Source organism: Rhodoglobus vestalii, assembly GCF_006788895.1.
GTDB lineage: Bacteria > Actinomycetota > Actinomycetes > Actinomycetales > Microbacteriaceae > Rhodoglobus > Rhodoglobus vestalii.
This window is the reverse complement of sequence record NZ_VFRA01000001.1, coordinates 1,556,441-1,582,815: the sequence shown is the minus strand read 5'-3', so window position 1 is coordinate 1,582,815 and position 26,375 is coordinate 1,556,441. Positions and strand designations below refer to the sequence as shown.

The following is a 26,375-nucleotide window of genomic DNA, read 5'->3' as shown; positions in this document are numbered from 1 at the left end:
CCAGTTACCGTCGCAGTTCGAAGCTGGTTGTGCCAATCTTGATCGGCGTATTCAATGGAATTGGTGTTGGTACACTCACACGCTGGCCCGCCAAAAAGGTGCCGTTGGTGGAATCAAGGTCCTGAACAACCCAGCTGTCTGCCCACCGCAACAAACGTGCGTGATGGGTTGAGGTGTAGTCGTCACGAATAACAAGCCCAGATTCGCTTGAGCGACCAATCGTTAGTTGTTCCTCGGGCAACGAAATCTCTAAGCCCTCTTTCGAGCCAGACACAATTACGAGACGTGTGGCGTCGAGGGAGTTGCCGACGGCGGGAGCCGGTGGCGCGGGGCGGGTGGGCTGTGCGGCGGCTGGTGCTGAGGGCGCGGCCCTTGGCGTGGAGCTTTGCACGGGCATCCGGCGCACTTTTTCTCCGAAGAGGTCGGAGCGCAGCGCGTAGACGATAGCGAAGATGAAGCCCCACATGATGGCGAGGAAGGCAACGCGCAGCAGAAGGAGGGTGAGTTCACTCACAGGGTGAACCCCCGGTCGTTTTGTTGGTCAACGGGCTGGTCGGCGGCGGCGGATTGGGCTAGCACACGGAATACGATACGGGTTCTTCCGATATCGATGACGGATTCGGGTGCCAGGGGTGCACGGGAGACGGGAGCTCCGTTGAGTTTTGAGCCGTTAGTGGAGTTGAGGTCGTTGACCTCCGCTTTGGTGCCGTCCCACAATATTTCGACGTGTTTGCGGGAGATGCCGTTGTCGTCGATGGTGATGTCGGCTTCGCTGCCCCGGCCGATGATGGTGCGAGAGTGCACGAGTGGATGCCGGGTGCCACCAATGTCGAGGATGGGCGTCCAGGCGACAGTGCCTTTGACGCTCACGGAGTCGACTTCGATCATTCCTTGGCTGAGGGCCTGATCGGAGGCCAGGGAAATGCTGATGCCGCCAGAAAATGAGTAGTGCTGGGCGGTGGCGTGGCGTTGTACGAGTTCGATGAGCTCAGACACGAGCGTTGTTCCGAGGCCAGCCATACGTTGGTAGTCGGTTTCGCTGAGGCGCACGGTGAAGTTGTTGGGCACGAGGATGCGTTCGCGGGAGACGACGGCAGCTTGGGTGTCGAGTTCTCGGCGAAGGGCGCTGGTGATTTCAACGGGTTGTAGACCACTTTTGAAGGTCTTAGCGAATGCACCGTTGACGGCACGCTCAAGACCTCGTTCAAAGTTGTCTAGTAGACCCACAGCTCTCCTCGTGATCGCTCGGTGCGGTACGTCGATGTTAGCTGCTTGGGGTGGCCTAAGCTGTTATCGACGCCGAGAGATTAGGGCAGGAGCCCCATGGGGTCGACTCGCGAACCGTTCACGTAGGTCTCGAAGTGGAGGTGGGCGACGGTGACGTAGCCGGTGCTTCCGCTCAATCCGATGGGCGTTCCTGCTGCCACGGTTTGGCCGGGTGACACCATTTGTGAGCCCTGAATCAGGTGCGAGTAGAGAGTGGATACTCCGCTACCGTGATCGATCTTGATGAACTGACCCCAACCACCGCCGAAGGTGACCTGGGTGACCACACCGGGGGACGCGGAAACGATGGTGGCGCCGCTGCCGGTCATGAGGTCAATGCCGCCATGGAATTCGCCAGCACCGCGGTAGCCGAAGCCATCGTTGACGGGGGCGCTTGCCGGCCACATGGCTAGGAAGCCGGCGAACTCTCCGGCGTAAGAACCCGCGAAGGAGCCGGAGGGGCCAGCGTAAACGGGGGCGGGAGGTGGCTCGACGACGATCTTTTCTACTGCGAGAGCGTCGCGCGTTGCGGCGCTGATTTCGGTATCGATGGATGACGCGAATGACTGGTCGGGTACGGATGCTTCAGCTTCGGCACCTGCGGCGGATGACACTTGCTGGGTTGCGTCGGATGCTGAAGCCGCGTACGCAATTGACGGAAGTTCACGAGATGACGGTGCCATGTGTGCTGCGGCTGGAACAGTCACGCTCACGGCAACTGCCATGATTGCGCTGAGTGTCAGCATTCGTTTCACGCGGTAACCCCCAGGGGTGTGGTCTGTGCACTGCCCGATTTCGGCAGTTGTGGATCAGGTCTGGTTCAGCCCGCAGTATTGGCACACGGACAGCAACCGACCTTATATGACGATCCTGTGAATCGTTAGTTAATTGCGTTGTGGAGTCGAGTCGCTGATCGAGTTGGCGCTGTGATAATCTCACCCAGTTGAGTCTTAACTTAACCCACGCGTGAGTGGCGGAATTGGTAGACGCGCACGGTTCAGGTCCGTGTGTTCGAAAGGACGTGGGGGTTCAAGTCCCCCCTCGCGCACAGTGTGATGTCTCAGGACATCGTGAACGGCTGAACCCCCGGTTTCGGGGGTTCAGCCGTTTTCTTTTGGTATCCGGTCGCGGGGTCGAGGGTGAATTCGGCTAGGACGGTGCCGGTGTGGGTGATGATTGTTGCCTGCTGGTTGTGGATGAGGCAGATGACTTCTGTTCTGTTGTGGGCGCGTCCGATTCCGAGGTGGAGCATGCGTCCTGAGTGGCGCAGGCCGGGGTGCACTCGGCCAGCTACTTGTGCGTTTGTTGCCGTGGCGGGAGAGTTCGCCTGACTATTCACGCTCGTAAACGAGGGCGCCGGCGAAGTAGGTAGCGAGCACTCGGGTCGACGCCAATTTTTCGGCAGTGACTGTGTGGGGATCTTGATCCACGATGATCAGGTCAGCGTACTTTCCCACCTCGATGCTGCCGATCTGGTTTTCGGACCGCAGCTGCCACGCCGCATGCACTGTGTGCGCCTTAAGTGCGTCGTCTAAAGACACCCCTTCGGCTCCGTCGAGCTTGAGGCCGGTGTCGCTGAGTCGTGTCATGGCCACGGACATGTTGCGGAACGGCTCGAGCGGCGTGACGGTGCCGTCGTTGTGGAAGGTGGTGCGGATTCCGGCGGCTACTGCACTCTGAGCATCCGCCCATCGTGTGCCGGGTTCACCGAAGAGTTCATTGACCAGAACGTCACCCCAGTAATGGATGTGGTCGACGAAAACGCTGACCGTGACCCCGAGGGCAGCGGCGCGCTCACACTGTGCTGCCGTGATGGCGCCGACATGTTCGAGGCGAAAACGGTGGTCAGTGAGGGTGAGCTCGGTGATGACGGTTTGCCACGCGTTCAAGACGCTGTCGATTGCGAGGTCTCCGTGGGCGTGGCAGGCGAGCTGCCATCCTTGGGCGGCATAGCCCCGCGATATTTTGGTGAGTTCTTCTTGGGAGAAGTTGGCGACACCGCGGTGGTCAGGTCCGAGCCCCATCGCGGTGGTGGTCGCATTGGTGAGGTATGGAAACGAGGTGGCGATGTTTCCCACCCAGGGGGAGCCGTCTGCCCAGGTTTTGATCCCGATTTGGGTGACTATGTCGTCGCCGTTCTGGCGGGGAACCGTGCTGGTTCCGCCGGGATGCGACATTTCGTAGAAGCGAAGCCGGGCGGTGAGTTCGTGATCTTGCCGCGCTGCTGTCAGCAGTGGGGCTTGGGCGGGGTTCCACGACATGTCACAGACGGTGGTGACGCCCGCTTTGTTGGCGCGGCTCAGTTCGGCGGCGATGAGGGGCCCAAATTCTGCATACGATTTGCGGAGGAAGGGGTCGGCGATAGCAAAGATGGCGGCGGTTTCGTTTGCTGTTCCAGTGAGTTCTCCGGCGTTATCCCGTCCGTAGGAGGCTCCGGCGGGGTCGGGGGTCTCGCGGGTAATGCCGGCAAGATTGGCGGCGGCGGTGTTAAAGAATGAGGTGTGTCCGGAGTTGTGCACTATGACGAGGGGCACGGTGCCGGCAAGTTCGTCGAGGCTGGCGCGGGTGGGGTTGTCGAGTCCTACTTGGAGTAGGGGATCCCAACCGTTGGCCATGACACCGTCGGGATGTGTCGCGATGGCATCCCAGATGAGGTCCATCACCTTGTGAGGATCTTTGACAACAACGGGTCGGATGTCGACCACGTTGTCGCTGAGCAGTATTGCGCTTGAGGTGGGATGTCCGTGCGGCTCAATGAGGCCTGGCATGAGGGTGCGATCACCAAGGTCGACCACGGTGGCGTCGTCTGGCAGCAACAGCCGAAGTTCGTGTTCGGTGCCGACCGCAGCGATGCGTTCATCCGCAACGAGTACGGCTTCCGCACGCGGGGCGCTCTCGGTGAGAGTGAGGACGTTTCCGACGAATAGTGTTGAAGCCACAATGCTTCCTTCCGCGCGCTGCCGACTAGGGAACGTCCTTGAACTCTAGCGGCACTCGGTCCGCTGGGCGCGGAACAGGGCTTTATCGTCTACCGCACCTGGTGCGCAGCGAATTGCATTCGCGGTTCGGCATAGAACGCTTGCGACTCGACGAGCTGTAGTTCGCGTTCGCCGGAGTCAAGAGTCTTCGTGAGCAGGTCGAAGACGCTGGATGCCGTGCGCGCGAGGGCATCGGCAGCGTCCCCACCGCGCGTGAGGTGCGCGGTGAAAAGCGCCGCGGTGACATCGCCGGAACCGTTGGCCTTCATCGGCAGCTGCGGGGTCTGTACGATCCAGGCTCCGGCATCCGTCACAACCATCATTTCGATGGTGTCTGCTTCGCGGTCGGGGCGCTGGACGCTCGTGACGAGGACGGTGCTCGGGCCCATGGCGCGGGCGAGGTCGGCGGACACGAGAGTCGACTCGATGGTGTCGGGCTCGGTGTTGGTGAGAAAGCCGAGCTCGAACTGGTTGGGCGTGATGATGTCCGCGGCAGGAACCACACGCTCGCGGAGCAGGATCGGGATGGCGGGGCCAACGAAGCATCCGGATTTCGCATTGCCCATCACCGGGTCGCAGGCGTAGATCGCGTTCGGGTTGGCAGCCTTGACTCGGGCAACGGTATCGATGATGACATCGGCGATGCCCTCGCCACCCTGATACCCCGACAGGATGACGTCGATTTGGGGGAACACTCCGCGATCTTCGATACCGGCAATGACTTCGGAGACGTCGGTGGGGTCGATCATCGGCCCGCGCCACGCGCCATAGCCGGTGTGGTTCGAGAAGTTGACCGTATAAACGGGCAGCACCTCAACGCCGATGCGCTGCAGCGGGAACACTGCGGCTGAGTTGCCGACATGACCGAAGGCGACCGCTGACTGAATCGAGAGGATCTTCATTGGACAATTCTCCCACTTCTTTCTGCGGGGTCTTCCGTACTGAGCCGCTGGAGGTCGTGATGAGCCGTAAATTATTTAGTGCCGAGAAAAACCCCCATAAAGTGCTTTAGTGACTGAACCACGCAGCACTATAGAAGACCACGAGGGAACATAGGAGCGTACACACGGCAGCGCAGAGTGCGGCACTCGACAGGGAGATGGCACGTCTGGATCGCAGCATTCGATCGTGGCGCAAAATTTCTGGCCTCACCGCACAGATAGCGGCAGAGCGGGCAGGGGTATCTCGTGACACCCTTCGTGCAATAGAAGCAGGGCGCTCCACGTCATCAGAGAATCTTCTCGCCATCATGCGCACCGTGGGCATCCTTGGGCCGGTGGTTGATGCCTCCGATCCGATTTCAAGCGACTTTGGCTCCCGCAACCTCGCCCGCGCCAGCGTCGAAAGAGTGCGAACTCCTGTCGTGCAGAAGTGGAACGGATAATAGCGTTGGCGGAACAACTCACCAGTGCTACCGCTCATGTCGTCTTACCTGACGGCGAAGAAATTCAGGCAGGAACTGTTGCCGGTGAAAGCGTGATCAGCTCCGCTTCCGCTTCACTCGTTTTTCTAGACACCGATCGCTACCTCACCGATCCACGGGGCTACGACCTCTCACCCGACATGCGTCGCACGGGCGGCCCCATTCGAACCTGGGCTGGGCGCGAAACGCTCGGAGCGCTCGGGGACTCGATGCCCGACGCGTGGAGAAAGCGAATCATTCGCGCCGGAACACAAGCCCGCACAACTTTCGACTTTCTCGCGCACGTCAACGACGTCACGCAACAAGGAATCCTTCGTTTCTCGGATGCCCAAGAAACCTACCTCGGTGCTCGCAATCACCCCATAGTCGAAGTGCATGACCTGGAGAAGATCGTGGTTGCCGCGCTCGCTTTCGAGGAAGGCTAAGAAACAGAAGACGAGCTTCAGATTCTCATCGAAGCGGGCACCAGCGCTGGGGGTGCGCGCCCGAAGGCGATAGTGAGGCATAAAGGCGAACTATGGATGGCAAAGTTTGCCCGTGAAACCGAATTCTCTGAACCGATGGCGTGGGAAGCGACCGCGCTAGCCCTTGCCCGCAGAGCAGGAGTTCAGACCCCAGAATTCGAACTTGTGCGCCTCACGGAGTCACGATCAATCCTTCTCACGCGCCGTTTTGACCGCGAAAACGAGCGGCGTGTTGGCTACATTAGCGCCCACTCCCTGACCACCAAAAACGACCACTTTCGCAACCATGGTTTCCTTCGCAGGCACGATGGCTGGACGTTGTCTCCAGTGTTTGACCTCGAACCCGATCGCCGCCCTGAGCAAGTCGAGGCAACTCCCATCGTTAATGGTGGAGAACAGTTTGGGCGCGACATCCGTGAACTACGTGATTGCCATGACATATTTCGGCTCACACCTGATGACGCCGAGGGGATCATCCGCGATGTTGCTGATCGCACCGCTGACTGGATAAAGATCGCTAACGACTATGGCATTTCCCGCGAAGCTGCTGAAGCATCAAAGCGCGCACTCGCCGGACCCAATCGAGACCGGGCACTCGCGATGGCCCCCGACGGTTCTCAGACGCAAACACCGCCACCCACAAGACGCTCCGCTCAGAAGCGGCGCGGCGATCTCGGCATGCCCGGCAATTCCGGACAGTGGGCTCGCAAGCCCAGCTAGCCCGGTGGCGGGCCAAAATCCTCAGCTGCGCACGGGGGGATAGCTACGGTGCCCTGTCAGCGCCGTCCCAACTCCACCAGCTTGCGCTCACGCATTGCGAGGAACAGGGGGAAGGTGAACGCAAAGGCCGTGATGCCCGAGAGCACGATATAGAGCCAGGCCCGCTTCATCCCGAGCCTGCGTGCCTCGATGATGATCAGGATGCTGCCCGCCACCGCCACCACCAACAGGTCGACACCCAATGAGTTCACGGCCGGGCCGCTGCCGAACCAGTCACCGAGGAAGTCGCGCATTTGCACGATCGCCAAGATGTTGAAGATCCAAGTGCCGACTAAGCCGAGAATCGCGAGGATTGCGAACGTGACCGCGGTGGCGTTCCAATGGCGAAGAAGCGAGGGGCGATCGCGGACTGCCGTCGGAGATGTCACCCCCACGTCGGGTGACGGGTCAGACGGCGATGAGGCAGGCGATGACGCGGCGGAGGGCGAGGCAGAGGGTTCAGTCATTCCCCCAGTGTGCACCCGAGCATCCGGCCCCGACCACCGGCAGGCCGACCGCACACTCGGCAGATACCAAGCCCAACCCACCACAATAGGCGGATGGATCAGACACCAGACCGTGCACAGCCGGCCGCATCCACCGAGCCAACCGCCGGCACGGAGGTCAGCGACGTTAACGAGCCCTCCCGCGCAAGCCGCATCGGCCGCCGGGTGGGACGCATCGCGCTTGGCGCCTCGCTCATATTCGCCGGGATAAGTCATCTCACTGTCTCGCGTGAAGCGTTCCAAGGGCAGGTACCGGACTGGCAACCGTTCGACAAGGATTTCGTTGTGGTCGCATCCGGTGTCGTCGAAATCGTCCTCGGTAGTGCCCTCATCTTTTCGCGGAAATACCGCACCACGGTCGGCTGGGTAGCCGCAGCCTTCTTCGTTGCCATTTATCCGGGCAACATTTCACAACTCGTGAACCAGGTTGACTCCCTCGGACTCGACACCGACCTGAAGCGTTGGATCCGGATGCCATTCCAACCCGTGCTTGTCATCTGGGCGCTGTGGTCGACCGGTGCCTGGCGCGCGTGGCGTCTGTGGCGTGCGGCTCGCCGCAATGGCAGACGTGACCTCAGTGCGTGATAACTTCACTGAATGAGCAGAGTCGCAGCATGAGCAGAATCGCGGCAGTGGCTCCGGTTGTGCCGGACCACAGTTACACCCAGGCGGAAATCACCGCAGAGCTTGCGCCGCTGCTGTCAGCCACCCCCTCACATCACCGTGTTATCGAGCGAATGCATGGCGCTAGCGGCATCCAACGTCGGCACACCGCACTGCCCATTGAGTGTTACCGCGACCTGGGCAGCTTTCGGGAAAGCAACAACGAGTTCATTCGTGTTGCCACCGACCTGCTCGACCGTGCATTAACGACGGCGCTCGCGGATGCCGGACTCACGCCCAGCGATGTTGACTTCGTCTTCTTCACTTCCGTCACCGGGGTTTCGGCACCCTCAGTAGACGCGCTGCTGATTCCTCGGTTGGGGTTACGGCCCGACGTGAAACGGGTTCCTTCATTCGGCTTGGGCTGTGTGGCGGGGGCCGCGGGCCTGGCCCGTGTGCATGACTATTTGGTTGGGCATCCCGATGAGGTCGGCGTCGTGTTGAGCGTCGAGCTGTGCTCACTCACCCTGCAACGCGGTGACCAAACCATGGCCAACTTTGTTGCCACCGGACTCTTCGGTGATGGAGCGGCCGCCGTCGTGATGGTGGGGGAGAACCGCAGCGAACCCGGACCACGTATCGTCGACACCCGCAGCACCTTCATCGCCGACAGCTACGACGTGATCGGCTGGAATGTGGGCGGCACCGGCTTCGAAATTGTGCTCACCGCGGGCGTTGCCGACGTGATTCAGAACAGCTTCCCCCTCGAGGTCGACGATTTTCTGGGGCGGAATGAACTAGCGATTGCGGATGTCGACACCTGGCTGGCGCATCCGGGTGGCCCGCGAGTGCTTGAAGCGTTCGAAACCTCGCTCGGGTTAGAGCGCACAGATTTGCAGAGCAGTTGGGACTGCCTCGCCCGGGTCGGAAACCTGTCGTCGGCAGCCGTGCTGCATGTGCTCGCGGACGCCATGAACGCCGACCCCGCACCGGCACCAGGAAGCCGCGCCCTCGCTTTTGCTCTCGGCCCCGGCGTGAGTGCCGAATTTGTTCTGCTGGAGTGGCCAACATGAGCGTGATCGCCTACATTGCCCTCGTGCTCGGCACCGGCATGGAACGCCTCTATGAGTTGCGCATCTCGAAACGCAATGCCGCCGCAGCCTTCGAACGAGGTGGCCGTGAGTATGGGCAGACACACTTTCCGTGGATGGTCACCCTGCATACCGGCCTGCTGATCGCGTGCGTCGCCGAAGTGATCATCGCTGACCGGCCCTTTCTGCTGTGGCTCGGAATTCCGATGCTCATCATCACCCTGCTGAGCCAAGCCGCCCGCTACTGGATCATCAGCTCGCTCGGCGCCCAGTGGAACACGCGCGTGATCGTTGTTCCCGGTGCCGGACGTGTGCAGAACCGCGGACCCTACCGACTGACCTGGCTGCCGCACCCCAACTACCTCGTTGTTGCGATCGAGGGCATTGCGCTGCCGCTCGTGCACACCGCGTGGGTGACCGCGATCGTGTTCACCGTACTCAATGCGGTGCTGCTGCTGGTGTTCCGCATTCCGACCGAAAACCGCGCCCTGCGCGAACTGACACCATGACTGAGTTGGGCGAGATTGTCGACGTAATCGTTGTCGGTGGCGGGCCGATCGGTCTCGCCGCTGCAATCAACGCGCGGATGCGCGGCCTCACCGCCCTCGTCATCGAACCCCGCCCCGGCACCATCGACAAAGCCTGCGGCGAAGGCGTCATGCCCGGCGCTGTGGCAGAACTCACCGCCCTCGGCGTGCACCCGCACGGACGAACCATCGCAGGCATCAGCTACCAGAATGGCAAGCGCACCGCCGAACACCGCTTCTCCGGGGACACTGCCCTCGGCGTTCGCCGCACCGAACTGCACCGGGCGCTCACCGAAAGGGCCGCCGAGCTCGGGGTGCGGGTTGAACACGGCAAGGTCGAGGCGGTAGAGCAAAGAGACGGCAGGCAGAGTGACGGCGACCTGGTTGGCGCGGTATCCGCGCAGCTGGTAGATGGTCGCACCATTGAGGGACGGTGGATGCTCGGCTGCGATGGTCTACTTTCCACAGTGCGTGAGCTGGTTGGCCTGGCCACGCGCCCTCGCCGCGTGAGGCACAAAGATTCTCGGCGGTTCGGCATCCGGCAACACTTTGAGGTTGCCCCGTGGAGTGATCTCGTTGAGGTGCACTGGGCGCCCAATGCAGAGGTATACATCACCCCGGTCGGCGACACGGAGATCGGCGTCGCCGTGTTGGGGCGGCGGGGAACGTCGTTTGAGGAGGCCTTGGCCAGCGTGCCGGCGCTCGCGGAACGACTTCGCGACGCACCGTCAGCATCGAGCTCTCGCGGTGCCGGGCCACTCTTGCAAAATACTCGTGGTCAGCGGGCCGGCCGAGTGCTGCTCGTCGGCGATGCTGCCGGGTATGTTGACGCGATCACTGGCGAGGGACTGAGGTTGGGACTTGCCGAGGCACGGGCCGCGATTGAGTGCATCGTGGGCGGTGAACCGGAACGGTACGAACGCGAATGGCGTCGCATCACCCGCGACTTTCGGATGCTCACCACCGGACTTGTGGCAGCAGCCAACTCACCGCTGCGCCGCACAATCGTGCCGCTCGCCGCGCGACTGCCGTGGGTTTACGGCCGCATCGTGGAGAGCCTCGCCCGCTAACCAGGAAGCAACAGCGGCAGCAACTCTTCTGCCGTCGAAACAACCGCAAGCGATCCTTCTGACTCACCCGGATTGCCGTAACCCCAGTCAACATAAATGGTGGGGACGCCGTGCTCTGCTGCGCCCTCGATGTCATAGTCGCGGTCGCCAATCATCACCGGGTTGCTGACGTCGGCGCCGATCATTGTCAGGCGCGTGAGCGCTTCGGCGACGATATCTTTTTTGGCACTGCGGATCTCATCGATTGAGGCACCCGCCATCACCCGAAAATACTGGGTGAGGTTGGCGTGATCCAAAATTACGGATGCCGGAAACTCGGGCTTCGAGGTTGCCAGCGACAACGGGATCCCGCTCGCATGCAGCGTTTTCAGCACCTCGGCCATGCCGGGGAAAATGTCGCTGCCGTGCGCGTTATTGCCGTCAATGTAGTGGCGGCGGTACACCGACAATGCCTGGGCGGATTCGACCGAGGTGAACCCGGCGCGGTCACGAAAAGAGTCGAGCATCGGCGGGCCAACATAGGCCACGAGTTCTTCCTGCGAGGGAACGGGGTAACCCAACTCCTCAAACATGAAAGCGAGCGAGGTCGTGATTCCGGGTGCCGAATCGGCGATCGTGCCATCAAGGTCAATGAGAATGCAGGTCCAGTTATTAGCCATTTGTCTCAACCCTAGGCCGCGCGGCAGAATCTAGAACAATCGCATGTTGGGGTCGTCGAGTCCACGCAGCTCGTCATAGTCCAACAGCACACAGCGGATGCCGCGATCCTTCGCGAGGGTGCGTGCCTGTGGCTTGATTTCCTGGGCCGCAAACACCCCAGCAACCGGAGCCAGCAGCGGGTCGCGGTTCATCAACTCGAGGTAGCGGGTCAACTGCTCAACACCATCAATGTCGCCGCGGCGCTTAATCTCCACAGCGACGCTCGCGCCCTTGTCGTCGGTGGCGAGAATATCGACCGGCCCAATCGCCGTCATGTATTCGCGGCGCACAAGGTGGTAACCGTCGCCCAAAAGGTCGATGTGCTCCGCTAGCAACTTCTGCAGGTGAGCCTCGACGCCATCCTTTTGCAGTCCAGGGTCGACGCCCAGCTCGTGGCTGGAGTCGTGCAGGATTTCGTGAATCGAGACGATGAGCATGTCAGCCGACTTGGTGTGGGCGACCTTCCAGATTTCGGTGACACCGGCATCCGACTGCTCAGTCTCAGGTTCAAGGGTGGAGAGCACGCACGGGGGGCTCATCCAATTGAGAGGTTTATAGGAGAGTGCATCGGAGTGCACCAGCACACTGCCGTCGGACTTCAACAGCAGCAATCGTGTGGCCAACGGCAAGTGGGCACTGAGACGGCCCGCGTAATCAACGGAGCATCGGGCTATGACAAGGCGCACTCCACGAGCCTAACGGTGTGCGGCGGGTGGGGGAGTGTCGTCCGCCGAAATAACCTGCAGCTCTGACGTGGCAAGAATGATCGCCGCGGATGTCGTACCCGGCGACGCGAAGTCGGGTGCGGTGTGGGAGTGGCGGCCCGCCAGTTCGCGGGCGGCAGGGGAGAGCAGCCCGGAGAGCACGGTGAGCACAACGATGACGAGCAGTGCGTTGAGCACTCCGACGTAGTCGCTGAGGACACCGATCATGGGGGGCCCGATGAGTGTTGCGCCGTAGGCGATGGTGGCGACGGCGGTGACGCGGGCGGTCGCGCGCTTGGGGTCATCGGCAGCGGCGGAGATTCCTACGGGAAAACCGAGGGCGGCGCCGGCACCCCAGAGTGCGGTTCCGATGATGGCGAAAGCAACCGAGGGCGAGAAAATTACGAGCAGCAACCCGAGGGCTGCGAAACCGGCGGAGGTGCGCAACACCGGTACTCGCCCGAAACGGTCAAGGGCACGGACGCCTAAGAATCGTGTCGCGGTCATCGCGGTGACGAAGACGCCAAAGATGAGGGTGCCGAGGGCGTTGTCGACGTCATAACCGTCGACCATAGCGAGGGCCAGCCAGTCGACGGCAGTACCTTCGGCAAAGGCCATTCCCAGCACGATGACGCCGATAACGAGCGTGCGCGGTTCGCGCCAGACACTCCGCACCTTGGGGGCTGACATTGCCCCCGAGGCGATTGCCATTTCTTGGGTGTTGGGTGGGGCATCCGCCAGAGTCTCGGGCAGCACGAAGCGCAGCACACTAAGTCCGGTGACGAATGCGATCGCCGCCACTACAATGAGGTGCAGGGCCAGCGGAATGTGAAGCACTTCTGCTGCCGCACCAAACCCTGCGCCGATCATTGTGCCGAGGCTGTAGAAGCCGTGCAAAATCGGCAGTGTAGAGCGTTTGAGGAGGCGTTCATTTGCGGCGCCCGACAGGTTGATCGCAACGTCGTAGGTGCTGAAGGAAACGCCGAGAACGGCAAGCGTGAACACGGCTCCGACGAAACTTCCGAGAACCCCTACGGTGATTCCGGTCGCGGCAAGGGCGGCGAAGAACACCAGCATACAGACCCCGACGACCACACGGGCACCCCAGCGTTCGACCAGTCGACCGGCAACAAGGAGCCCAAGGATGGATCCGGTAGCGAGGCCAAGGAGCAGTATGCCAATTTCGGAATGGGTTGCATCGAAGGTGTCGCGCACGGTCGGGATGCGACCCACCCAGCTCGCAAAAGAGAATCCGGCAAGAGTAAATAGCGTTGCAATGGCGTTCCGCCAGGAGAGCACCTGACGGTGGTTGAGACCGTGGGGATACTGCGGGGTCGCCGCAGAAGAGGCAGAGGCGGTCATTGCTCAATAGTAGGGCTCTCCACCGGTCTGGTATTCGCAGCCAACGCTGCGCTGTCTGCCCCTAGGCTGGGGTGCATGAGTGCCGAATCATCAGTGACTTCAGGAATTGCCGTCCACGATCTCGACGCGCAGGTTCGCCCCCAAGATGACCTGTTCCGCCATGTGAATGGGGCGTGGATCGACCGCACCGAAATCCCGTCTGACAAGGCACGGTACGGCTCATTTATGGTGCTGGCCGAAGAGGCGGAAGAGGCCGTGCGCGACATCATCATCGAGTCGCAGTCGGCCGAGCCCGGCACTGAAGCGCGCAAGGTCGGGGATCTCTATGCAAGCTTCCTCGATGAGGCGCGTGCCGATGAACTGGGCGCAACCCCCATCGCAGCGCAGCTGGCCGAAGCGGCGGCGGTCGACTCCATCCCCAACCTCCTCAGCACCCTCGGCCGCCTTGAGCGAGGCGGAACGAGCGGATTCTTCCAGCTTTTTGTTGACAACGATCCCGGCAACCCCGAGCGCTACCTGGTATTCATCGAACAGGGTGGACTCGGGCTGCCCGACGAGTCATACTACCGCGAAGAAAAGTTCGCCGATGTGCTCGCCAAGTACCGCACTTTTATTGAGCGGATGCTCACGCTCGCCGGCCTCGACGCTCCTGCCGACCGTGCCGCCCGCATTGTCGATCTCGAAGTGCAGATCGCGTCGAAGCACTGGGATAACGTCGCCAACCGCAACAGCGAAAAAACCTATAACCCGATGACGTGGCAGGCAGCCAACGACCTGACCGGCGCCATTGACCTGAATGTGTGGCTCGACGCCGTTGATGTTCCGGCGCATGCCCTTGACGAAGTGGTTGTGCGCCAGCCGAGCTTTGTTGAAGGGCTCGAGTCGGCGCTCACGGACGACCACCTGCCGGCGTGGCGGGACTGGCTGGCGTGGCAGGTTATCCGCACCAATGCCGCCTATCTCTCGGGCGACTTCGTCGAAGCCAATTTCGACTTCTACGGTCGCACCCTCTCTGGCACCCCCGAACTGCGGGCACGGTGGAAGCGTGGCGTCTCGCTCGTCGAAGGAGTGCTGGGTGAGGCCGTCGGCAAGATTTATGTTGACCGTCACTTTCCCCCAACAGCAAAATCAGCAATGGATGTGTTGGTCGCGAACCTCGTTGAGGCCTACCGCCAATCGATCACCGATCTTGAGTGGATGAGCGTCGCCACCCGTGAGCGCGCCCTTGAGAAGCTCGACAAGTTCACCCCCAAGATCGGGTTCCCGAGCACGTGGCGCGACTACTCCACCCTCGAGATCAGCGTCGATGACCTCGCCGGAAATGTGCGCGCCGCCAACGAGTTCGAATTTCAGCGTGAGCTGGGCAAGATCGGCAAGCCGCTCGACCGCGACGAATGGTTCATGACCCCGCAAACGATCAACGCCTACTACAACCCCGGTTTCAACGAAATCGTGTTTCCCGCCGCCATCCTGCAGTACCCCTTCTTTGATGAGGGCCGGGATGACGCCGCCAACTATGCCGCAATCGGTGCCGTCATCGGTCACGAGATCGGTCACGGTTTTGACGATCAGGGCGCCAAGTATGACGGAGATGGTCGCCTCATCGACTGGTGGACCCCGGAAGATAAAGCTGCGTTCGAGGAGCGAACCGCGTCGCTCATCGACCAGTACAACGCGCTAGCTCCGGCCCAAGTCCCCGAGCACCGCGTCAACGGTTCTCTCACGATCGGCGAAAATATCGGCGATCTTGGTGGGCTCGCCATCGCCTGGAAGGCATACCTAATTTCCCTCGGCGGCGCAGAACCCCGCGTCATTGACGGGCTCACGGGCGCGCAGCGATTCTTCATGTCGTGGGCACAAGCGTGGCAGCAGAAGGGTCGCGATGAAGAAGTGATTCGCCTGTTAGCGATTGACCCGCATTCGCCGAACGAGTTTCGATGCAACCAAATTGTTCGCAACCTTGACGCGTTCTATGAGACCTTTGGCGTGACGAAATCCGATTCGCTGTGGCTAGACCCGAAAGATCGTGTCACCATTTGGTAGAAATCGAGAAAACCCGAGAACGCCGACGAGATCTTCGCGCGCCCCGCGTAGCGAAGCACGCCGCCACTGGTGACCTGCCCAACTTCACCAGTACCTTTGCTGCGCTCGGAAAACTCGGCTACGCCGGGGCGCTCGTCTCTGCAAGTGCGGTCGACATCAATACCGGAAAAACGATCCTCAGCATCGACGACCGGGTAGCGTTGCCCGCCGCCAGCATCGGCAAAATTCTGTTGCTCGTTGAGGTCGCGGCGCGCTTCGATCAACGCGAATTCGCCCCCTACGGCATCCTCGACAAAGTACCTGGGGTATCTGCGGGGGCGGCTGGGCTCTGGCAGCACCTCCAAGCACCCTCACTACCCGTCGCCGACCTCGCCGCACTCGTCGGGGCAACCAGTGACAACCTCGCCACCAACATGCTGCTGCAACTCATCGGGTTGGATGCCGTACGAGCCCGCACCGAATCGCTCGGCCTCACCAGGACCGCACTCCTCGACCTCGTGCGCGACAATCGCGGCCCCGATGACGCACCCCAACTCTCCGTTGGTTCAGCCATCGAACTGAGCTGGCTCTTCGGTGCGCTCGCTCGCGGCGAGATAGTGAACTCACTTGCCAGCCAACGAGTGCTCGGCTGGCTCTCCCTCAACACCGACCTTTCGCTGGTGGCAAGCGCGTTTGGGCTTGACCCCCTGGCTCATCGGGGGGCCGACCACAACACCCTGTTGGTGAACAAAACCGGCATCGAGCGGGGGGTGCGGGCGGAAGCCGGGGCCCTCAGGGGCAACAAGCGTGCCGTTGCGTATGCGGCATCCATCCATTTCGAAGACAGCAGCCTTCAGGCACGCCTCCGCGCCATTGAAGCTCTGCGCATCTTCGGCTATGACCTGCTGGAGTACGTGCACTAAGGGCGGTGCGCGGCGGCCTGCTTCGGTAGCGACCCATTCCCCTAGCTGCGGATGCTATGGCGGTTGCCGCTACGACGGTGACGGCTTGCGGCGGCGGCGGCTTCAGCGGTTACGCGATGTGTGGACGGGCGGTTGCGGCCGTGACGCCAGCAGATCGCTTGACCGGGATGTTGTAGAGCGCAGCCAGTGCGGCGTCGAACTCGGCGGCCCGGCCGTCAGCCGCAAATTCACGGGCGCGAACGGAGGGGCCGTGCAGCAGCACACCGCCGAGGTGGCGCAGTGCGGAAATGGTTTCTTCGCCGGCGCCGCGGGCTTTGGCGCGCGCAATCTCAGATTCTAGGAGCGCGAAGTGGTGTGTGCGCAGCGCCACGATCGCCGGCTCGGCCTGGCTTTCGGCAGCGAATTCGCAGGCGGCGGTGCGAACCAGATCGCGAGCATCCGCGTGCGCACTCAGCTCTTCGAGGGGGGCGTGAAGGCTGATTGTTTCGAGGTCGAGCAGATCAACACCGTCGAGTTGGCCGACGGCGGGATCAACATTGCGGGGGAGCCCGAGGTCGAGCACCAGGCACTTGCTGACGGCGGAGAAAGGTTCTACACCGAGAACGGCACTCGCGGTGCAGGTAACAATGACATCGACATCGAAGTCTTCGCTGGGGGTGAGCCCGTGCTTGAGCGCGAAGGCGGCATCGCGACCCGAGGGGGAGAAGACGCGCAAATCGAGGGCACCCTTGGTGCGGAGCGCATTGAGCGTGGTGACGGCGTAGCGGCCGGTGCCCACCACGAGAACGCGCGCGGTCGACCAGTCGGCAACACGACTGGAAGCGAGTTCGAGAGCAAGCCGCACCAGTGACTTGCCCGAACCACCAATGGCGGTGCTGTTTTTGATGCCGCGGCTGGTGTGGGTGGCGCGCTGAAAAAGACGCTCAAGGTCCCGAGTGGTGGTGCCGTGGGCACGAGCCTGATCGAGAGCCCGGCTGACCTGCCCCGAAATTTCGGCTTCACCGACAACGACCGATTCAAGACCCGACGTGACCGCAAAGAGGTGAGCTGCAGCATCCGCGCCCTCATGAACGGCGATGGATGCTCGCAGAGTGTCAACGCTCACGCCGCTTCGCTGACTGAGCGACTCGAGCAGTGAGCACACGGTGATGGCGGTTGCTGCGGTGAGTGGTTCTTCGACATCGAGGTAGGCCTCGAAACGGTTGCAGGTGGCAACCACGACGGCGCCGGCAACGAAATCATTGGTCGAAACGAGGTCAGTCGTAGCCGCCGGGGCGACCTCAGACAGACTTTCGAGTATGTCGAGGCTCGCGTTGCGATGATTCGAGCTAAGGCACAGGAGCACAACCTAATGTTAACCCCGTGACTGTGACTCCAGACCATCCTCTTCTCGACGGCCGTACAGCTAACTCGTCTATCATCCGGGCCTATCGGGGTGACCGCCCAGAAACGACGCCGGTCTGGTTTATGCGGCAGGCTGGCCGCTCCCTTCCCGAGTACCGCAAGCTGCGCGAAGGCAACGAAATGCTGGAGGCGTGCCTGACGCCCGACCTTGCCAGCGAGATCACCCTGCAGCCCGTGCGGCGCCATCATGTTGACGCGGCCATCTTCTTCAGTGACATTGTGATCCCCGCCAAACTGGCCGGCGTTGAGGTCGAAATTGTTCCCGGTCGGGGCCCCGTGTTCGCAAACCCGATTCGGACAGCGGCGGATGTCGCCAAGCTGCACCCCATCGATCCGGCCGCGTTTGCTCCGATTCGCGAAGCAATTGCACAGACCGTTGCGCAGTTGGGAACAACCCCACTCATCGGTTTCGCCGGAGCTCCCTTCACTCTCGCGTCGTACCTTGTTGAGGGCGGCCCGAGCAAAGATCAGCAGCGCGCCCGCACGCTCATGTACTCCGACCCGCAAACGTGGGCGACACTGCTGAACTGGTGTGCCGACATTGCCGGCGAATTCCTGATCGCTCAGGTCGAGGCGGGTGCCTCTGCCGTGCAACTCTTCGATTCCTGGGTTGGATCGCTCTCAGAGCAGCAGTACGTGCGGCGGGTCGCCCCGCACTCCAAGCGGGTCTTCTCTCATTTGCGCGGTTATGACGTTCCCAAGGTGCACTTTGGTGTCGGCAGCGGCGAAGTGCTGCGCGCCATGCACGACATCGGTGCCGACGTCATGGGCGTCGACTGGCGCATCCCGCTCGACGAAGCAGATCGCCGTCTTGGCGGCGGTGTTGCGTTGCAGGGCAACATTGACCCGGCCCTGCTCGGCGCCCCCTGGCATGTGCTCGAGGCCCACGTGCGTGATGTGCTCAATCGCGGACGCGTCGCTCCCGCCCATGTCGTGAACCTTGGGCACGGAGTTGGCCCAGACACCGACCCCGACGTGCTCACCAAAATTGTGGAGCTCGTTCACCAGGAAGGGTAGCTGCCATGAGTACGACAGAGGGTACGACAGAGGGCGCGACAGAATTCACCGTCGTCGGCGGTGGCATCGCCGGGCTCGTCGTTGCGCGCAAACTTGCGATGGCGGGGCGAACGGTGCGTCTCATTGAGGCGAGCGATCATCTCGGCGGCACCGTGGCATCCCGCCTGGTCGGCGGTATTAATCTGGATTCCGGAGCCGAGAGCTTCGCCACCCGCGGCAATACGGTGGCGGAGCTTGCCCGCGAGCTCGGGCTCGGCGATGAGATCGTGTCGCCCAGCGACGAGGGCGCCTGGCTGCAGCCCGTGACCGGCGCAGCGTTACCGCTGCCGAGCACCGGAGTGCTCGGCATTCCCTCCACCCCGCTCAGCGTGGACACTATTGCAGTGTTGGGGTTGGCGGGCGCGCTGCGGGCACAACTCGATTCGCTGATTCCGTGGTTTGGTCGTCGCACCGATATTTCGTTGGGCAAACTCGTGCGGCGGCGGATGGGTAAGGCGGCGGTCGAGAAACTGGTCGCTCCGGTCGTGCACGGGGTCTATTCGCTGCACCCGAACGATCTGCCGTTGGATCGTGTCGCGGGGCTGACGGAGCGTCTGGCGCTGCACGGCTCGTTGGCGATGGCGGTGCGGTCTTTGCGCGACGCGATGCCGGCCGGCACGGCCGTTCAGGGCATTCGTGGGGGCATCAATCGGCTCGTGACCGAACTTGCCGCCGACCTGAAAACGTATGGCGTCATCGTCGAATTCGAGCGGCGCATTGAGAGCGCTGAGGCGCTCGCCGATCTCGACGGGACCGTTATTGTTGCCGCCCCCGGCATTCTCGCACCCCTCCGCGGTCGCGCCGTGACCCTGGCCACTCTGGTGCTCAATTCACCCGAGTTGGATGCCGAACCGCGCGGCTCGGGAGTGCTGGTCGCCCCCGACTGCACCGCGGTTTCCGCTCGCGCACTGACCCACTCGACGGCCAAATGGCAGTGGCTAAAAGAGCTGGCGGAGGGCCGCCATGTTGTGCGCCTCTCGTACAACACGGAGCCCGAGAATCTGGCCGAAGTTGCACGCCACGATGCCGAAGTTTTGCTCGGTGTGGAACTGCCGCCTGACGCGGTGGTGGATTTTGCTCGCCAGCAGTGGATTCGTCCCGCAGCGCTGACCGCCGCTGAACGCACGGATGGCGTGATTGTTGTCGGCGAAACGGTCGGCGGCACCGGGCTGGCCAGCATTGTCACGCACGCAAATGCTGCGGCCGAGCGACTTCTGGCGCCCGCGGAAGAGGCGAAAACAGGCAGTCTCCCAGTTTGCCCACAAGGCGCGGGAGAGAATGGATGACATGACTAACGTCGACACGACCACCGAAGTTTTGGGCTACACACTGTGGGCGGTATTCCGCCGTGACCCGGCCCGCCCGGCATCTGCCGGAGATCTGGCGCCCGCTGTTGCGGCGGTGGAGGCCCGCGGTGTGACGGTGCGTGGCTTCTACGATGTGTCGGCACTGCGCGCGGACGCCGACATCATGATCTGGCTGCACGGCAGCACTCCCGAAGACATCCAGTGGGGGCTCCGCGAACTGCGCCGCAGCCAGCCGCTGGCCTCCCTGCTGCCCACCTGGAACGCGATGGGTGTGCACCGCGATGCGGAATTCAGCAAAAGTCACCTGCCCGCGTTCATGAAGGGTATGGAGCCCGAGGCGTGGCTGACGGTCTACCCTTTCGTGCGCAGCTATGACTGGTATCTGCTTCCCGATGCCGAGCGCAGCAAAATGTTGCGCGATCACGGCGTCAAGGGCACCGAGCTTCCGCAGGTTTTGGCCAACACGGTTGCCAGTTTTGCGCTCGGCGATTACGAGTGGATTCTTGCGCTCGAAGCCCCCGAACTGGTTGATTTAGTTGACCTCATGCGTCACCTGCGTCAAACCGAAGCGCGCCGGCACGTGCGCGAGGAGATCCCCTTCTATACGGGGCGTCGAATTTCACTCGAAGAGATCGCAGAGGTGTTGGCATGACCCGAATTCTTGCAGCGACGGATGCCGCGGCATCCGGCCCGGAACACGTCGAAGTTCCTGTCGCCTATGACGCCATTCTTCTGGCCAGTTTTGGTGGGCCGGAGGGTCAAGACGATGTGATCCCGTTCCTGCGCAATGTCACCCGCGGACGCGGTATTCCTGAGGAACGCCTTGAAGAAGTAGCCCACCACTACCGGGCCTTCGGTGGGGTGAGCCCGATCAATGATCAGAACCGCGAGCTGAAAGTTGCTCTCGAAGCGGAGCTTGCCCGCCGGGGAATCGATCTGCCCGTGATTTGGGGAAACCGTAATTGGAACCCCTATCTGAGCGACGCACTTACCGAGGCGAATGAGCGCGGCTTTAGAAAGCTGATTGCCGTGGGCACGAGCGCCTACAGCTCGTATTCAAGCTGCCGCCAGTACCGCGAAGACTACGCCAGCGCGCTTGAGAGCACTGGCCTGCTCGGCACGATTCAGATTGATAAGGTTCGCCAGTTCTTTGACCACCCCGGCTTTGTGCAGCCGTTCATTGACGGTGTTCGCGACGGCCTCGCGCAGGTTGCCGCGAAGGGTATTGCGCCCGAGAAAACTCACGTGCTGTTTGCCACGCACTCCATTCCCTCGACGGATGCCGCCAAGAGTGGCCCAGACTTCCGGGGCTTTGGAGAGGGTGGTGCGTATGCGGCGCAGCACCTCGCAGTCTCGGAGGTTGTTATGGCAGCCCAAGAAACCCAACCGGCGCACAGCCTGGTGTATCAATCCCGCAGCGGCCCGCCCTCGATGCCGTGGCTTGAGCCCGACATCAACGATGCAATCGACGCGCTTGCCGCTGACGGCATCGAAGCGGTTGTCATTGTGCCGGTCGGTTTCATCTCCGACCACATGGAAGTGAAGTGGGATCTCGACACGGAGGCGCTCGAAACTGCGGGAGGCCACAGCATGTTTGCCGTTCGCGTTCCGACCCCTGGCGTGCATCCGGCCTTCGTCACCGGCCTTGTTGATCTCGTCTTGGAACGGCGCGACGGTATGCCGGCAGCAGAACGCCCCGCGCTGACCGCCATCGGCCCCTGGTATGACGTGTGTCGTCCGGGATGCTGTGAGAATGTGCGCTTCGGCTTCAAGCCGGCCGCCTCGGGGGTGGCACCATGACCGTGATTCGTATTGGCACGCGAGGCAGTAAGCTTGCGATGGCTCAGACCACTACGGTGGCGCGTGGGCTCGAGAGCAAGACCGGTGTTGAGACCGAGATCATCCCGATCGCCACTCAGGGGGACCGCTCGATGGAGTCGCTCTCGCAGATCGGCGGCCAGGGTGTTTTCGCGAACGCGCTTCGGGATTCGCTGCTCGCGGGCGAGTGTGATGTAGTCGTCCACTCGCTGAAGGACCTCCCAACCGCCGAGGTTCCCGGACTGACGATCGCCGCGATACCGAAGCGGGCTGATGAGCGCGATGTGGTGTGCGCCCGCGACGAGCTCACGCTGGCAACACTTCCCGCCGGTGCGCGCGTGGGCACGGGATCGCCGCGTCGCCAAGCCCAGCTGCGCTCGCGCTACCCCGAGCTTGAGGTTGTTGACCTGCGGGGCAACATCGATTCCCGTCTTGCCAAAGTCACCGGCGGAGAGTTGGACGCCGTGATTCTGGCCGCCGCAGGGCTTGCTCGCGCCGGTCGCGCGGCCGCGATCACCGAATACCTGGGCATCGCTGGCTGGCCCACCGCACCCGGTCAGGGCGCCCTGGCAATTGAGGTGCGCACCGGCGAAGAGAAACTCGCTGCCGTGCTTGACCACAAACCCAGCCGCACTAAAACTGATGCCGAACGGTACGTTCTCGCTTTTCTTGATGCCGGATGCTCGGCCCCCCTCGGTGCGCATGCCGTCATCGATGACGGTCTCCTGTTCTTGGATGCGCGGGTCTACGCCCTCGATGGGTCTCACTACTTCACCAGCTCTCACGCGCTGTACGTCAACGATGTGGATGACCCTCCGCGCGAGGCCGCACAGCGGGTCTCCGACGAACTTCTGGCACAGGGTGCCGGGGAGCTCGCGGGGGTTCGGGCGTGATCATCCGCCCCCGTCGTTTGCGTTCGAGCCCGGCGATGCGTCGCCTCGTCGCCGAAAATCGCACCCACCCCGGCCAGCTGATTTTGCCGATGTTTGTGCGCGAGGGCTTGAGCGAACCGGTACCGATTAGTTCGATGCCGGGCGTTCAGCAGCACTCGCTCGACTCGATGCGCCGTGCGATTGCCGCCGCCGCCGAGTTGGGCATTGGCGGGGTGATGCTGTTCGGTGTTCCTGAGAACAAGGATGCCGAAGGCTCGGGCGCGATTGACCCCAACGGAATCCTCAACGTCGCCACGCGCGCGGCTATCGCCGAGGCCGGTGACGCCCTCGTGGTGCAAACCGATCTCTGCCTCGACGAATTTACCGACCACGGTCACTGCGGCGTACTGCGCGAACGTATCCACCCTGTGACGGGTGAAACCGAGCTGATCGTCGACAACGACGCCTCCCTCGAGCGCTACCGCGAGATGGGTGTCGCCCAGGCCGAAGCCGGTTCACAGCTGCTGGGGCTCAGCGGGATGATGGACGGCCAAGTTGCCACCGTCCGTGATGCCCTCGACACCGCAGGGCACAGCGACACCCCCATACTCGGTTACGCCGCCAAGTATGCGTCGGCGTTCTACGGACCATTCCGCGAAGCAGTGCAGTCCTCGCTCGAGGGCGACCGCCGCGCCTACCAACAGAACCCGGCCAACCGCCGCGAAGGCATCCGCGAAATCGAACTCGACATCGATGAGGGTGCCGACATTGTGATGGTCAAACCCGCCATGAGCTTCCTTGACGTGCTCGCCGACGCCGCTGCGGTGAGCAGCGTGCCGGTGTGGGCCTACCAAGTCTCTGGCGAATACGCCATGATCGAGGCCGCCGCAGCGCACGGCTGGATCGACCGCCGTCGTGCCATCGAAGAATCGGTGCTCAGCATCCAAAGGGCCGGGGCCGAAGCGGTGCTCACCTACTACGCAACAGAACTTGCAGAATGGCTACGACGATGAGCACCACCAGCACCCCCGCCACAACTAACCAGCAGTCGTTTGACCGCGCTCGCGGCATCCTGCCCGGCGGAGTCAACTCGCCCGTGCGCGCCTTCGGCTCTGTCGGTGGCACCCCCCGCTTTTACGTAAAAGCGTCCGGTTCCTATGTCACGGATGTCGAGGGCCGGTCGTACATTGACCTCGTCAACTCCTGGGGCCCGGCGATTCTCGGCCACGCTCATCCCGAAGTCATTGATGCTGTTCAGCAGGCGGCGTCGCGCGGCCTCGGCTTTGGAGCATCCACTCCCGCCGAGACCGAGCTCGCCGAACTCGTGCGTGCCCGCATCAGCGTCGGCGGCGTCACCCCCATCGAACGTTTGCGCCTGGTCTCGACCGGTACCGAAGCAACCATGACGGCCATCCGGTTGGCTCGCGGTGCCACCGGTCGCCGATTGCTTGTGAAGTTTGCCGGGCACTACCACGGCCACTCCGACGGGCTTCTGGCGGAGGCCGGGTCTGGCCTCGCCACCCTGTCACTGCCGGGATCCGCCGGGGTCACCGCCGAAACGGCCGCCCAAACTCTCGTCATCGAATACAACAACATTGCCGCACTCGAACAGGTTTTTGCCGAGAACGGGCACGACATTGCCGCCATCATCTTCGAGGCTGCCGCCGCCAATATGGGCGTCGTGCCCCCACAGCCCGGCTTCAACGAAGCGATGGTGCGCATCGCCCATGAGCACGGTGCGCTCGCGATCAGCGACGAAGTGCTCACCGGATTCCGCGTCGACCCCGCCGGCTACTGGGGGTTGGACGCGCGTGGCGACGCTGGCGGTGCGCGCTGGGTTCCTGACCTATTCACCTTTGGCAAGGTCATCGGGGGCGGACTTCCGTTGGCCGCATTGGGTGGCTCGGCGCGCATTATGGAGCTGCTGGCGCCCCTCGGCCCCGTCTACCAGGCGGGCACCCTCAGCGGAAACCCCGTCGCCGTCGCGGCCGGACTCGCAACCCTGCGGCTTGCCGATGATGCCGTATATTCCCGCCTCAACCAGGTCGCCGACACCCTCAGCCGCGAGACCTCTGCAGCGCTCACCGCCGAAGGTGTTGAGCACGTCGTGCAGCACGCCGGCAACCTGTTCTCCTTTGCCTTCAGCGCAACCGCGCCTCTGACATTTGCTGAGGTGAAAGCGCAGCAGGGTTATCGCTACGCACCCTTCTTCCACTCCATGCTTGAGGCCGGAGTGTCGCTGCCACCCAGCGTTTTTGAGGCGTGGTTCGTGTCGGCCGCCCACGACGATGGTGTGGTGTCGAAGATTGTGGATGCACTACCCGCGGCCGCGAAAGCTGCCGCCGCGGCATCCGCCCCTCACTGAAAAATCACCGTTCCGTACCAGAAAACCCTGACCACGGGCTGCAGCTAACGCGAGTATGTTTGAATGACCATCCGGCAACAAGAAACGGAGTTCACCATGAAGGGCAAGATCCTCCTCGCAGTAGGGTTCGGCATCGGCTATGTGCTGGGAACTCGCGCTGGCCGCGAAAAGTACGAAAAGATCAAATCAACGGCGAAAAAGATGTGGAACGATCCCCGCATCACCGAGCAGCGCCACAACGCTGAAGACTTTGTTAAAGACAAGGCACCGGAGGTTGCGGAATTTCTCACAGACGGTGCCAAGAAGGTCGTAAAGCAGGTCTCCGGCAGTCGGAGCAACAGCAAGAGCCCCAACGCTAAGTCGACCACAACGACCAGCCCGGCTAAGAAGCCAGCGGCGAAGAAGTCGACCACTAAGAAGTCTTCGTCCTCGGGATCCTCGACGAAGTCCACTGACGCAAAGTAGGGCTGCCATGTACGGTGAATCACCGAAGACAGACCCCCAGCGCGAACCGAAGAGGTCACTAGCGGCGCTGATCGCTGATGTGCCTCGATTGCTCGGCGAACTCGTTCGTGGCGAGATCGAGTCGCTCAAGGGCGAAGTAGTCTCGAAACTGAAGAATGCCGGCATCGGTATTGGTTTGTTTGCGGGAGCCGCATTCATTGCACTCTTCACGATAATGGTGCTGATTGCTGCCGCCATTCTGGGGCTGGCCGTTGTGATGCCGGGGTGGGCCGCCGCCCTCATCGTTGCCGGCGTCTTGCTCATCATCACGGCGATCTTGGTCATGGTGGGGCTCACTATGGTCAAAAAGGGCACACCGCCCACGCCCAACGACACGATTGAAAGTATCAAAAGCGATGTTCGTGCCATCAAAGGCACACGAAAGCCGAGGTTATAATGTCTGACGACAACAGCAAGAAGCTTGAACAGGCTCGCGCCGAACTTGAGAACACTCTCGACGCAATCGAAGACAAGTTCAATGTTGGTAAGCGCGTCGACGAGATTGCTACTCGCGTGCGCAGCTCGTACGAGAGCAACCCGGTGCCCTGGATTGTAGGTGCCGCTGCGGCAGCAGTTTCGGTTGTTGCCGTCATTGCGTGGGCAATTCTGAGCGACGACGACTAGCTCGATTAGCGTCTGACTCCCTCTGAGG

The 26,375-nt window shown here is 62.2% G+C and carries 30 protein-coding genes and 1 tRNA gene; 20 read left to right on the top strand and 11 right to left on the bottom strand.

The genetic code is table 11. The annotated features are described in order from the left end of the window. Nucleotides 1–4: 4 nt before the first annotated feature. From FB472_RS07625 to FB472_RS07615, 3 genes are all read right to left on the bottom strand, one after another. On the bottom strand, nt 5–514 hold the full coding sequence (locus tag FB472_RS07625) for an FHA domain-containing protein FhaB/FipA (protein ID WP_141990398.1): 510 nt from the start codon (nt 512–514) through the stop codon (nt 5–7). After that, nucleotides 511–1,227, bottom strand: a complete 717-nt coding sequence (locus FB472_RS07620) for an FHA domain-containing protein (RefSeq protein ID WP_141990397.1) — start codon at nt 1,225–1,227, stop codon at nt 511–513. Before FB472_RS07620 ends, FB472_RS07625 begins: the two co-directional genes overlap by 4 nt. Nucleotides 1,228–1,307: 80 nt before the next feature. Continuing rightward, nucleotides 1,308–2,012 carry a M23 family metallopeptidase gene (locus FB472_RS07615; RefSeq protein WP_170192115.1) on the bottom strand — a complete coding sequence of 235 codons (705 nt, stop codon included), beginning with the start codon at nt 2,010–2,012 and terminating at the stop codon, nt 1,308–1,310. Between the two features lie 218 nt (nt 2,013–2,230). Here FB472_RS07615 and FB472_RS07610 point away from each other — a divergent pair. Continuing rightward, a tRNA-Leu gene (locus tag FB472_RS07610) sits at nt 2,231–2,314 on the top strand. A 12-nt stretch (nt 2,315–2,326) separates the two neighbouring features. Here FB472_RS07610 and FB472_RS07605 read toward each other — a convergent pair. The 3 genes from FB472_RS07605 to pdxY all read right to left on the bottom strand — a co-directional run bounded on the left by FB472_RS07605 (nt 2,327) and on the right by pdxY (nt 5,146). Beyond that, on the bottom strand, nt 2,327–2,605 hold the full coding sequence (locus tag FB472_RS07605) for a hypothetical protein (RefSeq protein ID WP_141990396.1): 279 nt from the start codon (nt 2,603–2,605) through the stop codon (nt 2,327–2,329). Continuing rightward, entirely contained in the window at nt 2,598–4,205 is a 1,608-nt protein-coding gene (locus FB472_RS07600) for an amidohydrolase (RefSeq protein WP_141990395.1), read from the bottom strand. The genes FB472_RS07605 and FB472_RS07600 overlap by 8 nt, the downstream gene beginning before the upstream one ends. 89 nt (nt 4,206–4,294) lie before the next feature. Then, a complete protein-coding gene (gene pdxY / locus FB472_RS07595) occupies nt 4,295–5,146 on the bottom strand; it encodes a pyridoxal kinase PdxY (RefSeq protein WP_141990394.1) in 852 nt (283 codons plus the stop codon). A gap of 197 nt (nt 5,147–5,343) precedes the next feature. Between pdxY and FB472_RS07590 the strand changes: the two genes are divergently transcribed. The 3 genes from FB472_RS07590 to FB472_RS07580 are packed head-to-tail and all read left to right on the top strand — an operon-like array spanning nt 5,344 to nt 6,851. Further along, complete coding sequence (locus tag FB472_RS07590; RefSeq protein WP_141990393.1) at nt 5,344–5,628, top strand: helix-turn-helix transcriptional regulator; 285 nt, start codon at nt 5,344–5,346, stop codon at nt 5,626–5,628. Continuing rightward, complete coding sequence (locus FB472_RS07585; protein ID WP_141990392.1) at nt 5,616–6,092, top strand: hypothetical protein; 477 nt, start codon at nt 5,616–5,618, stop codon at nt 6,090–6,092. The genes FB472_RS07590 and FB472_RS07585 overlap by 13 nt, the downstream gene beginning before the upstream one ends. A 21-nt stretch (nt 6,093–6,113) precedes the next feature. Then, on the top strand, nt 6,114–6,851 hold the full coding sequence (locus FB472_RS07580) for a HipA domain-containing protein (RefSeq protein ID WP_342775572.1): 738 nt from the start codon (nt 6,114–6,116) through the stop codon (nt 6,849–6,851). A 56-nt stretch (nt 6,852–6,907) separates the two neighbouring features. On the opposite strand, the gene FB472_RS07575 is transcribed toward FB472_RS07580, so the two are convergent. Next, entirely contained in the window at nt 6,908–7,357 is a 450-nt protein-coding gene (locus FB472_RS07575; protein ID WP_342775546.1) for a DUF2834 domain-containing protein, read from the bottom strand. 93 nt (nt 7,358–7,450) lie between these two features. On the opposite strand from FB472_RS07575, the gene FB472_RS07570 reads away from it, so the two are divergent. Genes FB472_RS07570 through FB472_RS07555 form a run of 4 tightly spaced genes read left to right on the top strand, consistent with a single transcriptional unit; the run spans nt 7,451 to nt 10,687 of the window. After that, nucleotides 7,451–7,981, top strand: coding sequence for a DoxX family protein (locus tag FB472_RS07570; protein ID WP_141990390.1), 531 nt, complete (start codon nt 7,451–7,453; stop codon nt 7,979–7,981). A 29-nt stretch (nt 7,982–8,010) separates the two neighbouring features. Continuing rightward, nucleotides 8,011–9,072 (top strand): type III polyketide synthase, encoded by a 1,062-nt coding sequence (locus tag FB472_RS07565; protein ID WP_141990389.1) that lies wholly within the window; start codon nt 8,011–8,013, stop codon nt 9,070–9,072. Further along, nucleotides 9,069–9,599, top strand: a complete 531-nt coding sequence (locus FB472_RS07560) for an isoprenylcysteine carboxyl methyltransferase family protein (RefSeq protein WP_141990388.1) — start codon at nt 9,069–9,071, stop codon at nt 9,597–9,599. Before FB472_RS07565 ends, FB472_RS07560 begins: the two co-directional genes overlap by 4 nt. Then, a complete protein-coding gene (locus FB472_RS07555; protein ID WP_141990387.1) occupies nt 9,596–10,687 on the top strand; it encodes an NAD(P)/FAD-dependent oxidoreductase in 1,092 nt (363 codons plus the stop codon). Before FB472_RS07560 ends, FB472_RS07555 begins: the two co-directional genes overlap by 4 nt. Here FB472_RS07555 and FB472_RS07550 read toward each other — a convergent pair. The 3 genes from FB472_RS07550 to FB472_RS07540 are packed head-to-tail and all read right to left on the bottom strand — an operon-like array spanning nt 10,684 to nt 13,452. Continuing rightward, nucleotides 10,684–11,346: an HAD hydrolase-like protein gene (locus tag FB472_RS07550; protein ID WP_141990386.1), complete on the bottom strand. Its 663-nt coding sequence runs from the start codon at nt 11,344–11,346 to the stop codon at nt 10,684–10,686. The two genes, FB472_RS07555 and FB472_RS07550, sit on opposite strands and share 4 nt — an antisense overlap. Nucleotides 11,347–11,376: 30 nt before the next feature. Then, nucleotides 11,377–12,072 carry an endonuclease NucS gene (gene nucS / locus FB472_RS07545; RefSeq protein WP_141990385.1) on the bottom strand — a complete coding sequence of 232 codons (696 nt, stop codon included), beginning with the start codon at nt 12,070–12,072 and terminating at the stop codon, nt 11,377–11,379. Nucleotides 12,073–12,081: 9 nt separating this feature from the next. Next, nucleotides 12,082–13,452 carry an MFS transporter gene (locus FB472_RS07540; protein ID WP_141990384.1) on the bottom strand — a complete coding sequence of 457 codons (1,371 nt, stop codon included), beginning with the start codon at nt 13,450–13,452 and terminating at the stop codon, nt 12,082–12,084. A 75-nt stretch (nt 13,453–13,527) separates the two neighbouring features. Between FB472_RS07540 and FB472_RS07535 the strand changes: the two genes are divergently transcribed. Both FB472_RS07535 and FB472_RS07530 read left to right on the top strand, forming a co-directional pair. After that, nucleotides 13,528–15,495 carry a M13 family metallopeptidase gene (locus tag FB472_RS07535; RefSeq protein WP_141990383.1) on the top strand — a complete coding sequence of 656 codons (1,968 nt, stop codon included), beginning with the start codon at nt 13,528–13,530 and terminating at the stop codon, nt 15,493–15,495. Then, nucleotides 15,489–16,397: a serine hydrolase gene (locus FB472_RS07530; protein WP_141990382.1), complete on the top strand. Its 909-nt coding sequence runs from the start codon at nt 15,489–15,491 to the stop codon at nt 16,395–16,397. Before FB472_RS07535 ends, FB472_RS07530 begins: the two co-directional genes overlap by 7 nt. A 109-nt stretch (nt 16,398–16,506) precedes the next feature. On the opposite strand, the gene FB472_RS07525 is transcribed toward FB472_RS07530, so the two are convergent. Further along, on the bottom strand, nt 16,507–17,742 hold the full coding sequence (locus FB472_RS07525; protein ID WP_141990381.1) for a glutamyl-tRNA reductase: 1,236 nt from the start codon (nt 17,740–17,742) through the stop codon (nt 16,507–16,509). Between the two features lie 17 nt (nt 17,743–17,759). On the opposite strand from FB472_RS07525, the gene hemE reads away from it, so the two are divergent. The 10 genes from hemE (at nt 17,760) to FB472_RS07475 (ending at nt 26,347) form a co-directional block, all read left to right on the top strand. Then, nucleotides 17,760–18,818, top strand: coding sequence for a uroporphyrinogen decarboxylase (hemE, locus tag FB472_RS07520; RefSeq protein WP_141990380.1), 1,059 nt, complete (start codon nt 17,760–17,762; stop codon nt 18,816–18,818). A 5-nt stretch (nt 18,819–18,823) separates the two neighbouring features. Beyond that, entirely contained in the window at nt 18,824–20,143 is a 1,320-nt protein-coding gene (locus FB472_RS07515) for a protoporphyrinogen/coproporphyrinogen oxidase (protein WP_141990379.1), read from the top strand. Then, nucleotides 20,136–20,816 carry a hydrogen peroxide-dependent heme synthase gene (hemQ, locus tag FB472_RS07510; protein WP_021810666.1) on the top strand — a complete coding sequence of 227 codons (681 nt, stop codon included), beginning with the start codon at nt 20,136–20,138 and terminating at the stop codon, nt 20,814–20,816. Before FB472_RS07515 ends, hemQ begins: the two co-directional genes overlap by 8 nt. Continuing rightward, nucleotides 20,813–21,964, top strand: a complete 1,152-nt coding sequence (locus FB472_RS07505) for a ferrochelatase (RefSeq protein ID WP_141990378.1) — start codon at nt 20,813–20,815, stop codon at nt 21,962–21,964. The genes hemQ and FB472_RS07505 overlap by 4 nt, the downstream gene beginning before the upstream one ends. After that, nucleotides 21,961–22,875 carry a hydroxymethylbilane synthase gene (gene hemC, locus FB472_RS07500; protein ID WP_141990377.1) on the top strand — a complete coding sequence of 305 codons (915 nt, stop codon included), beginning with the start codon at nt 21,961–21,963 and terminating at the stop codon, nt 22,873–22,875. Before FB472_RS07505 ends, hemC begins: the two co-directional genes overlap by 4 nt. Then, nucleotides 22,872–23,867 (top strand): porphobilinogen synthase, encoded by a 996-nt coding sequence (hemB, locus tag FB472_RS07495; protein WP_141990376.1) that lies wholly within the window; start codon nt 22,872–22,874, stop codon nt 23,865–23,867. Before hemC ends, hemB begins: the two co-directional genes overlap by 4 nt. Then, complete coding sequence (hemL, locus tag FB472_RS07490; protein ID WP_141990375.1) at nt 23,864–25,219, top strand: glutamate-1-semialdehyde 2,1-aminomutase; 1,356 nt, start codon at nt 23,864–23,866, stop codon at nt 25,217–25,219. The genes hemB and hemL overlap by 4 nt, the downstream gene beginning before the upstream one ends. A gap of 63 nt (nt 25,220–25,282) precedes the next feature. Then, nucleotides 25,283–25,684 carry a FliH/SctL family protein gene (locus FB472_RS07485; protein ID WP_246078133.1) on the top strand — a complete coding sequence of 134 codons (402 nt, stop codon included), beginning with the start codon at nt 25,283–25,285 and terminating at the stop codon, nt 25,682–25,684. 7 nt (nt 25,685–25,691) lie between these two features. Further along, nucleotides 25,692–26,120: a phage holin family protein gene (locus FB472_RS07480; protein WP_141990374.1), complete on the top strand. Its 429-nt coding sequence runs from the start codon at nt 25,692–25,694 to the stop codon at nt 26,118–26,120. Beyond that, the gene (locus tag FB472_RS07475; protein ID WP_141990373.1) at nt 26,120–26,347 is read left to right on the top strand and encodes a DUF3618 domain-containing protein; all 228 of its coding nucleotides are present in this window, start codon (nt 26,120–26,122) and stop codon (nt 26,345–26,347) included. The genes FB472_RS07480 and FB472_RS07475 overlap by 1 nt, the downstream gene beginning before the upstream one ends. Nucleotides 26,348–26,375 lie beyond the last annotated feature (28 nt).

Coding starts and splice junctions, on each gene's coding strand:
- FB472_RS07615 (WP_170192115.1), bottom strand. CDS start 2,012: ATGCTGACACTCAGCGCAATCATGGCAGTTGCCGTGAGCGTGACTGTT.
- pdxY (WP_141990394.1), bottom strand. CDS start 5,146: ATGAAGATCCTCTCGATTCAGTCAGCGGTCGCCTTCGGTCATGTCGGC.
- FB472_RS07590 (WP_141990393.1), top strand. CDS start 5,344: ATGGCACGTCTGGATCGCAGCATTCGATCGTGGCGCAAAATTTCTGGC.
- FB472_RS07575 (WP_342775546.1), bottom strand. CDS start 7,357: ATGACTGAACCCTCTGCCTCGCCCTCCGCCGCGTCATCGCCTGCCTCA.
- FB472_RS07570 (WP_141990390.1), top strand. CDS start 7,451: ATGGATCAGACACCAGACCGTGCACAGCCGGCCGCATCCACCGAGCCA.
- FB472_RS07565 (WP_141990389.1), top strand. CDS start 8,011: ATGAGCAGAATCGCGGCAGTGGCTCCGGTTGTGCCGGACCACAGTTAC.
- FB472_RS07560 (WP_141990388.1), top strand. CDS start 9,069: ATGAGCGTGATCGCCTACATTGCCCTCGTGCTCGGCACCGGCATGGAA.
- FB472_RS07555 (WP_141990387.1), top strand. CDS start 9,596: ATGACTGAGTTGGGCGAGATTGTCGACGTAATCGTTGTCGGTGGCGGG.
- FB472_RS07550 (WP_141990386.1), bottom strand. CDS start 11,346: ATGGCTAATAACTGGACCTGCATTCTCATTGACCTTGATGGCACGATC.
- FB472_RS07540 (WP_141990384.1), bottom strand. CDS start 13,452: ATGACCGCCTCTGCCTCTTCTGCGGCGACCCCGCAGTATCCCCACGGT.
- FB472_RS07535 (WP_141990383.1), top strand. CDS start 13,528: ATGAGTGCCGAATCATCAGTGACTTCAGGAATTGCCGTCCACGATCTC.
- FB472_RS07515 (WP_141990379.1), top strand. CDS start 18,824: ATGAGTACGACAGAGGGTACGACAGAGGGCGCGACAGAATTCACCGTC.
- hemQ (WP_021810666.1), top strand. CDS start 20,136: ATGGATGACATGACTAACGTCGACACGACCACCGAAGTTTTGGGCTAC.
- FB472_RS07505 (WP_141990378.1), top strand. CDS start 20,813: ATGACCCGAATTCTTGCAGCGACGGATGCCGCGGCATCCGGCCCGGAA.
- hemC (WP_141990377.1), top strand. CDS start 21,961: ATGACCGTGATTCGTATTGGCACGCGAGGCAGTAAGCTTGCGATGGCT.
- hemL (WP_141990375.1), top strand. CDS start 23,864: ATGAGCACCACCAGCACCCCCGCCACAACTAACCAGCAGTCGTTTGAC.
- FB472_RS07485 (WP_246078133.1), top strand. CDS start 25,283: ATGACCATCCGGCAACAAGAAACGGAGTTCACCATGAAGGGCAAGATC.
- FB472_RS07480 (WP_141990374.1), top strand. CDS start 25,692: ATGTACGGTGAATCACCGAAGACAGACCCCCAGCGCGAACCGAAGAGG.
- FB472_RS07475 (WP_141990373.1), top strand. CDS start 26,120: ATGTCTGACGACAACAGCAAGAAGCTTGAACAGGCTCGCGCCGAACTT.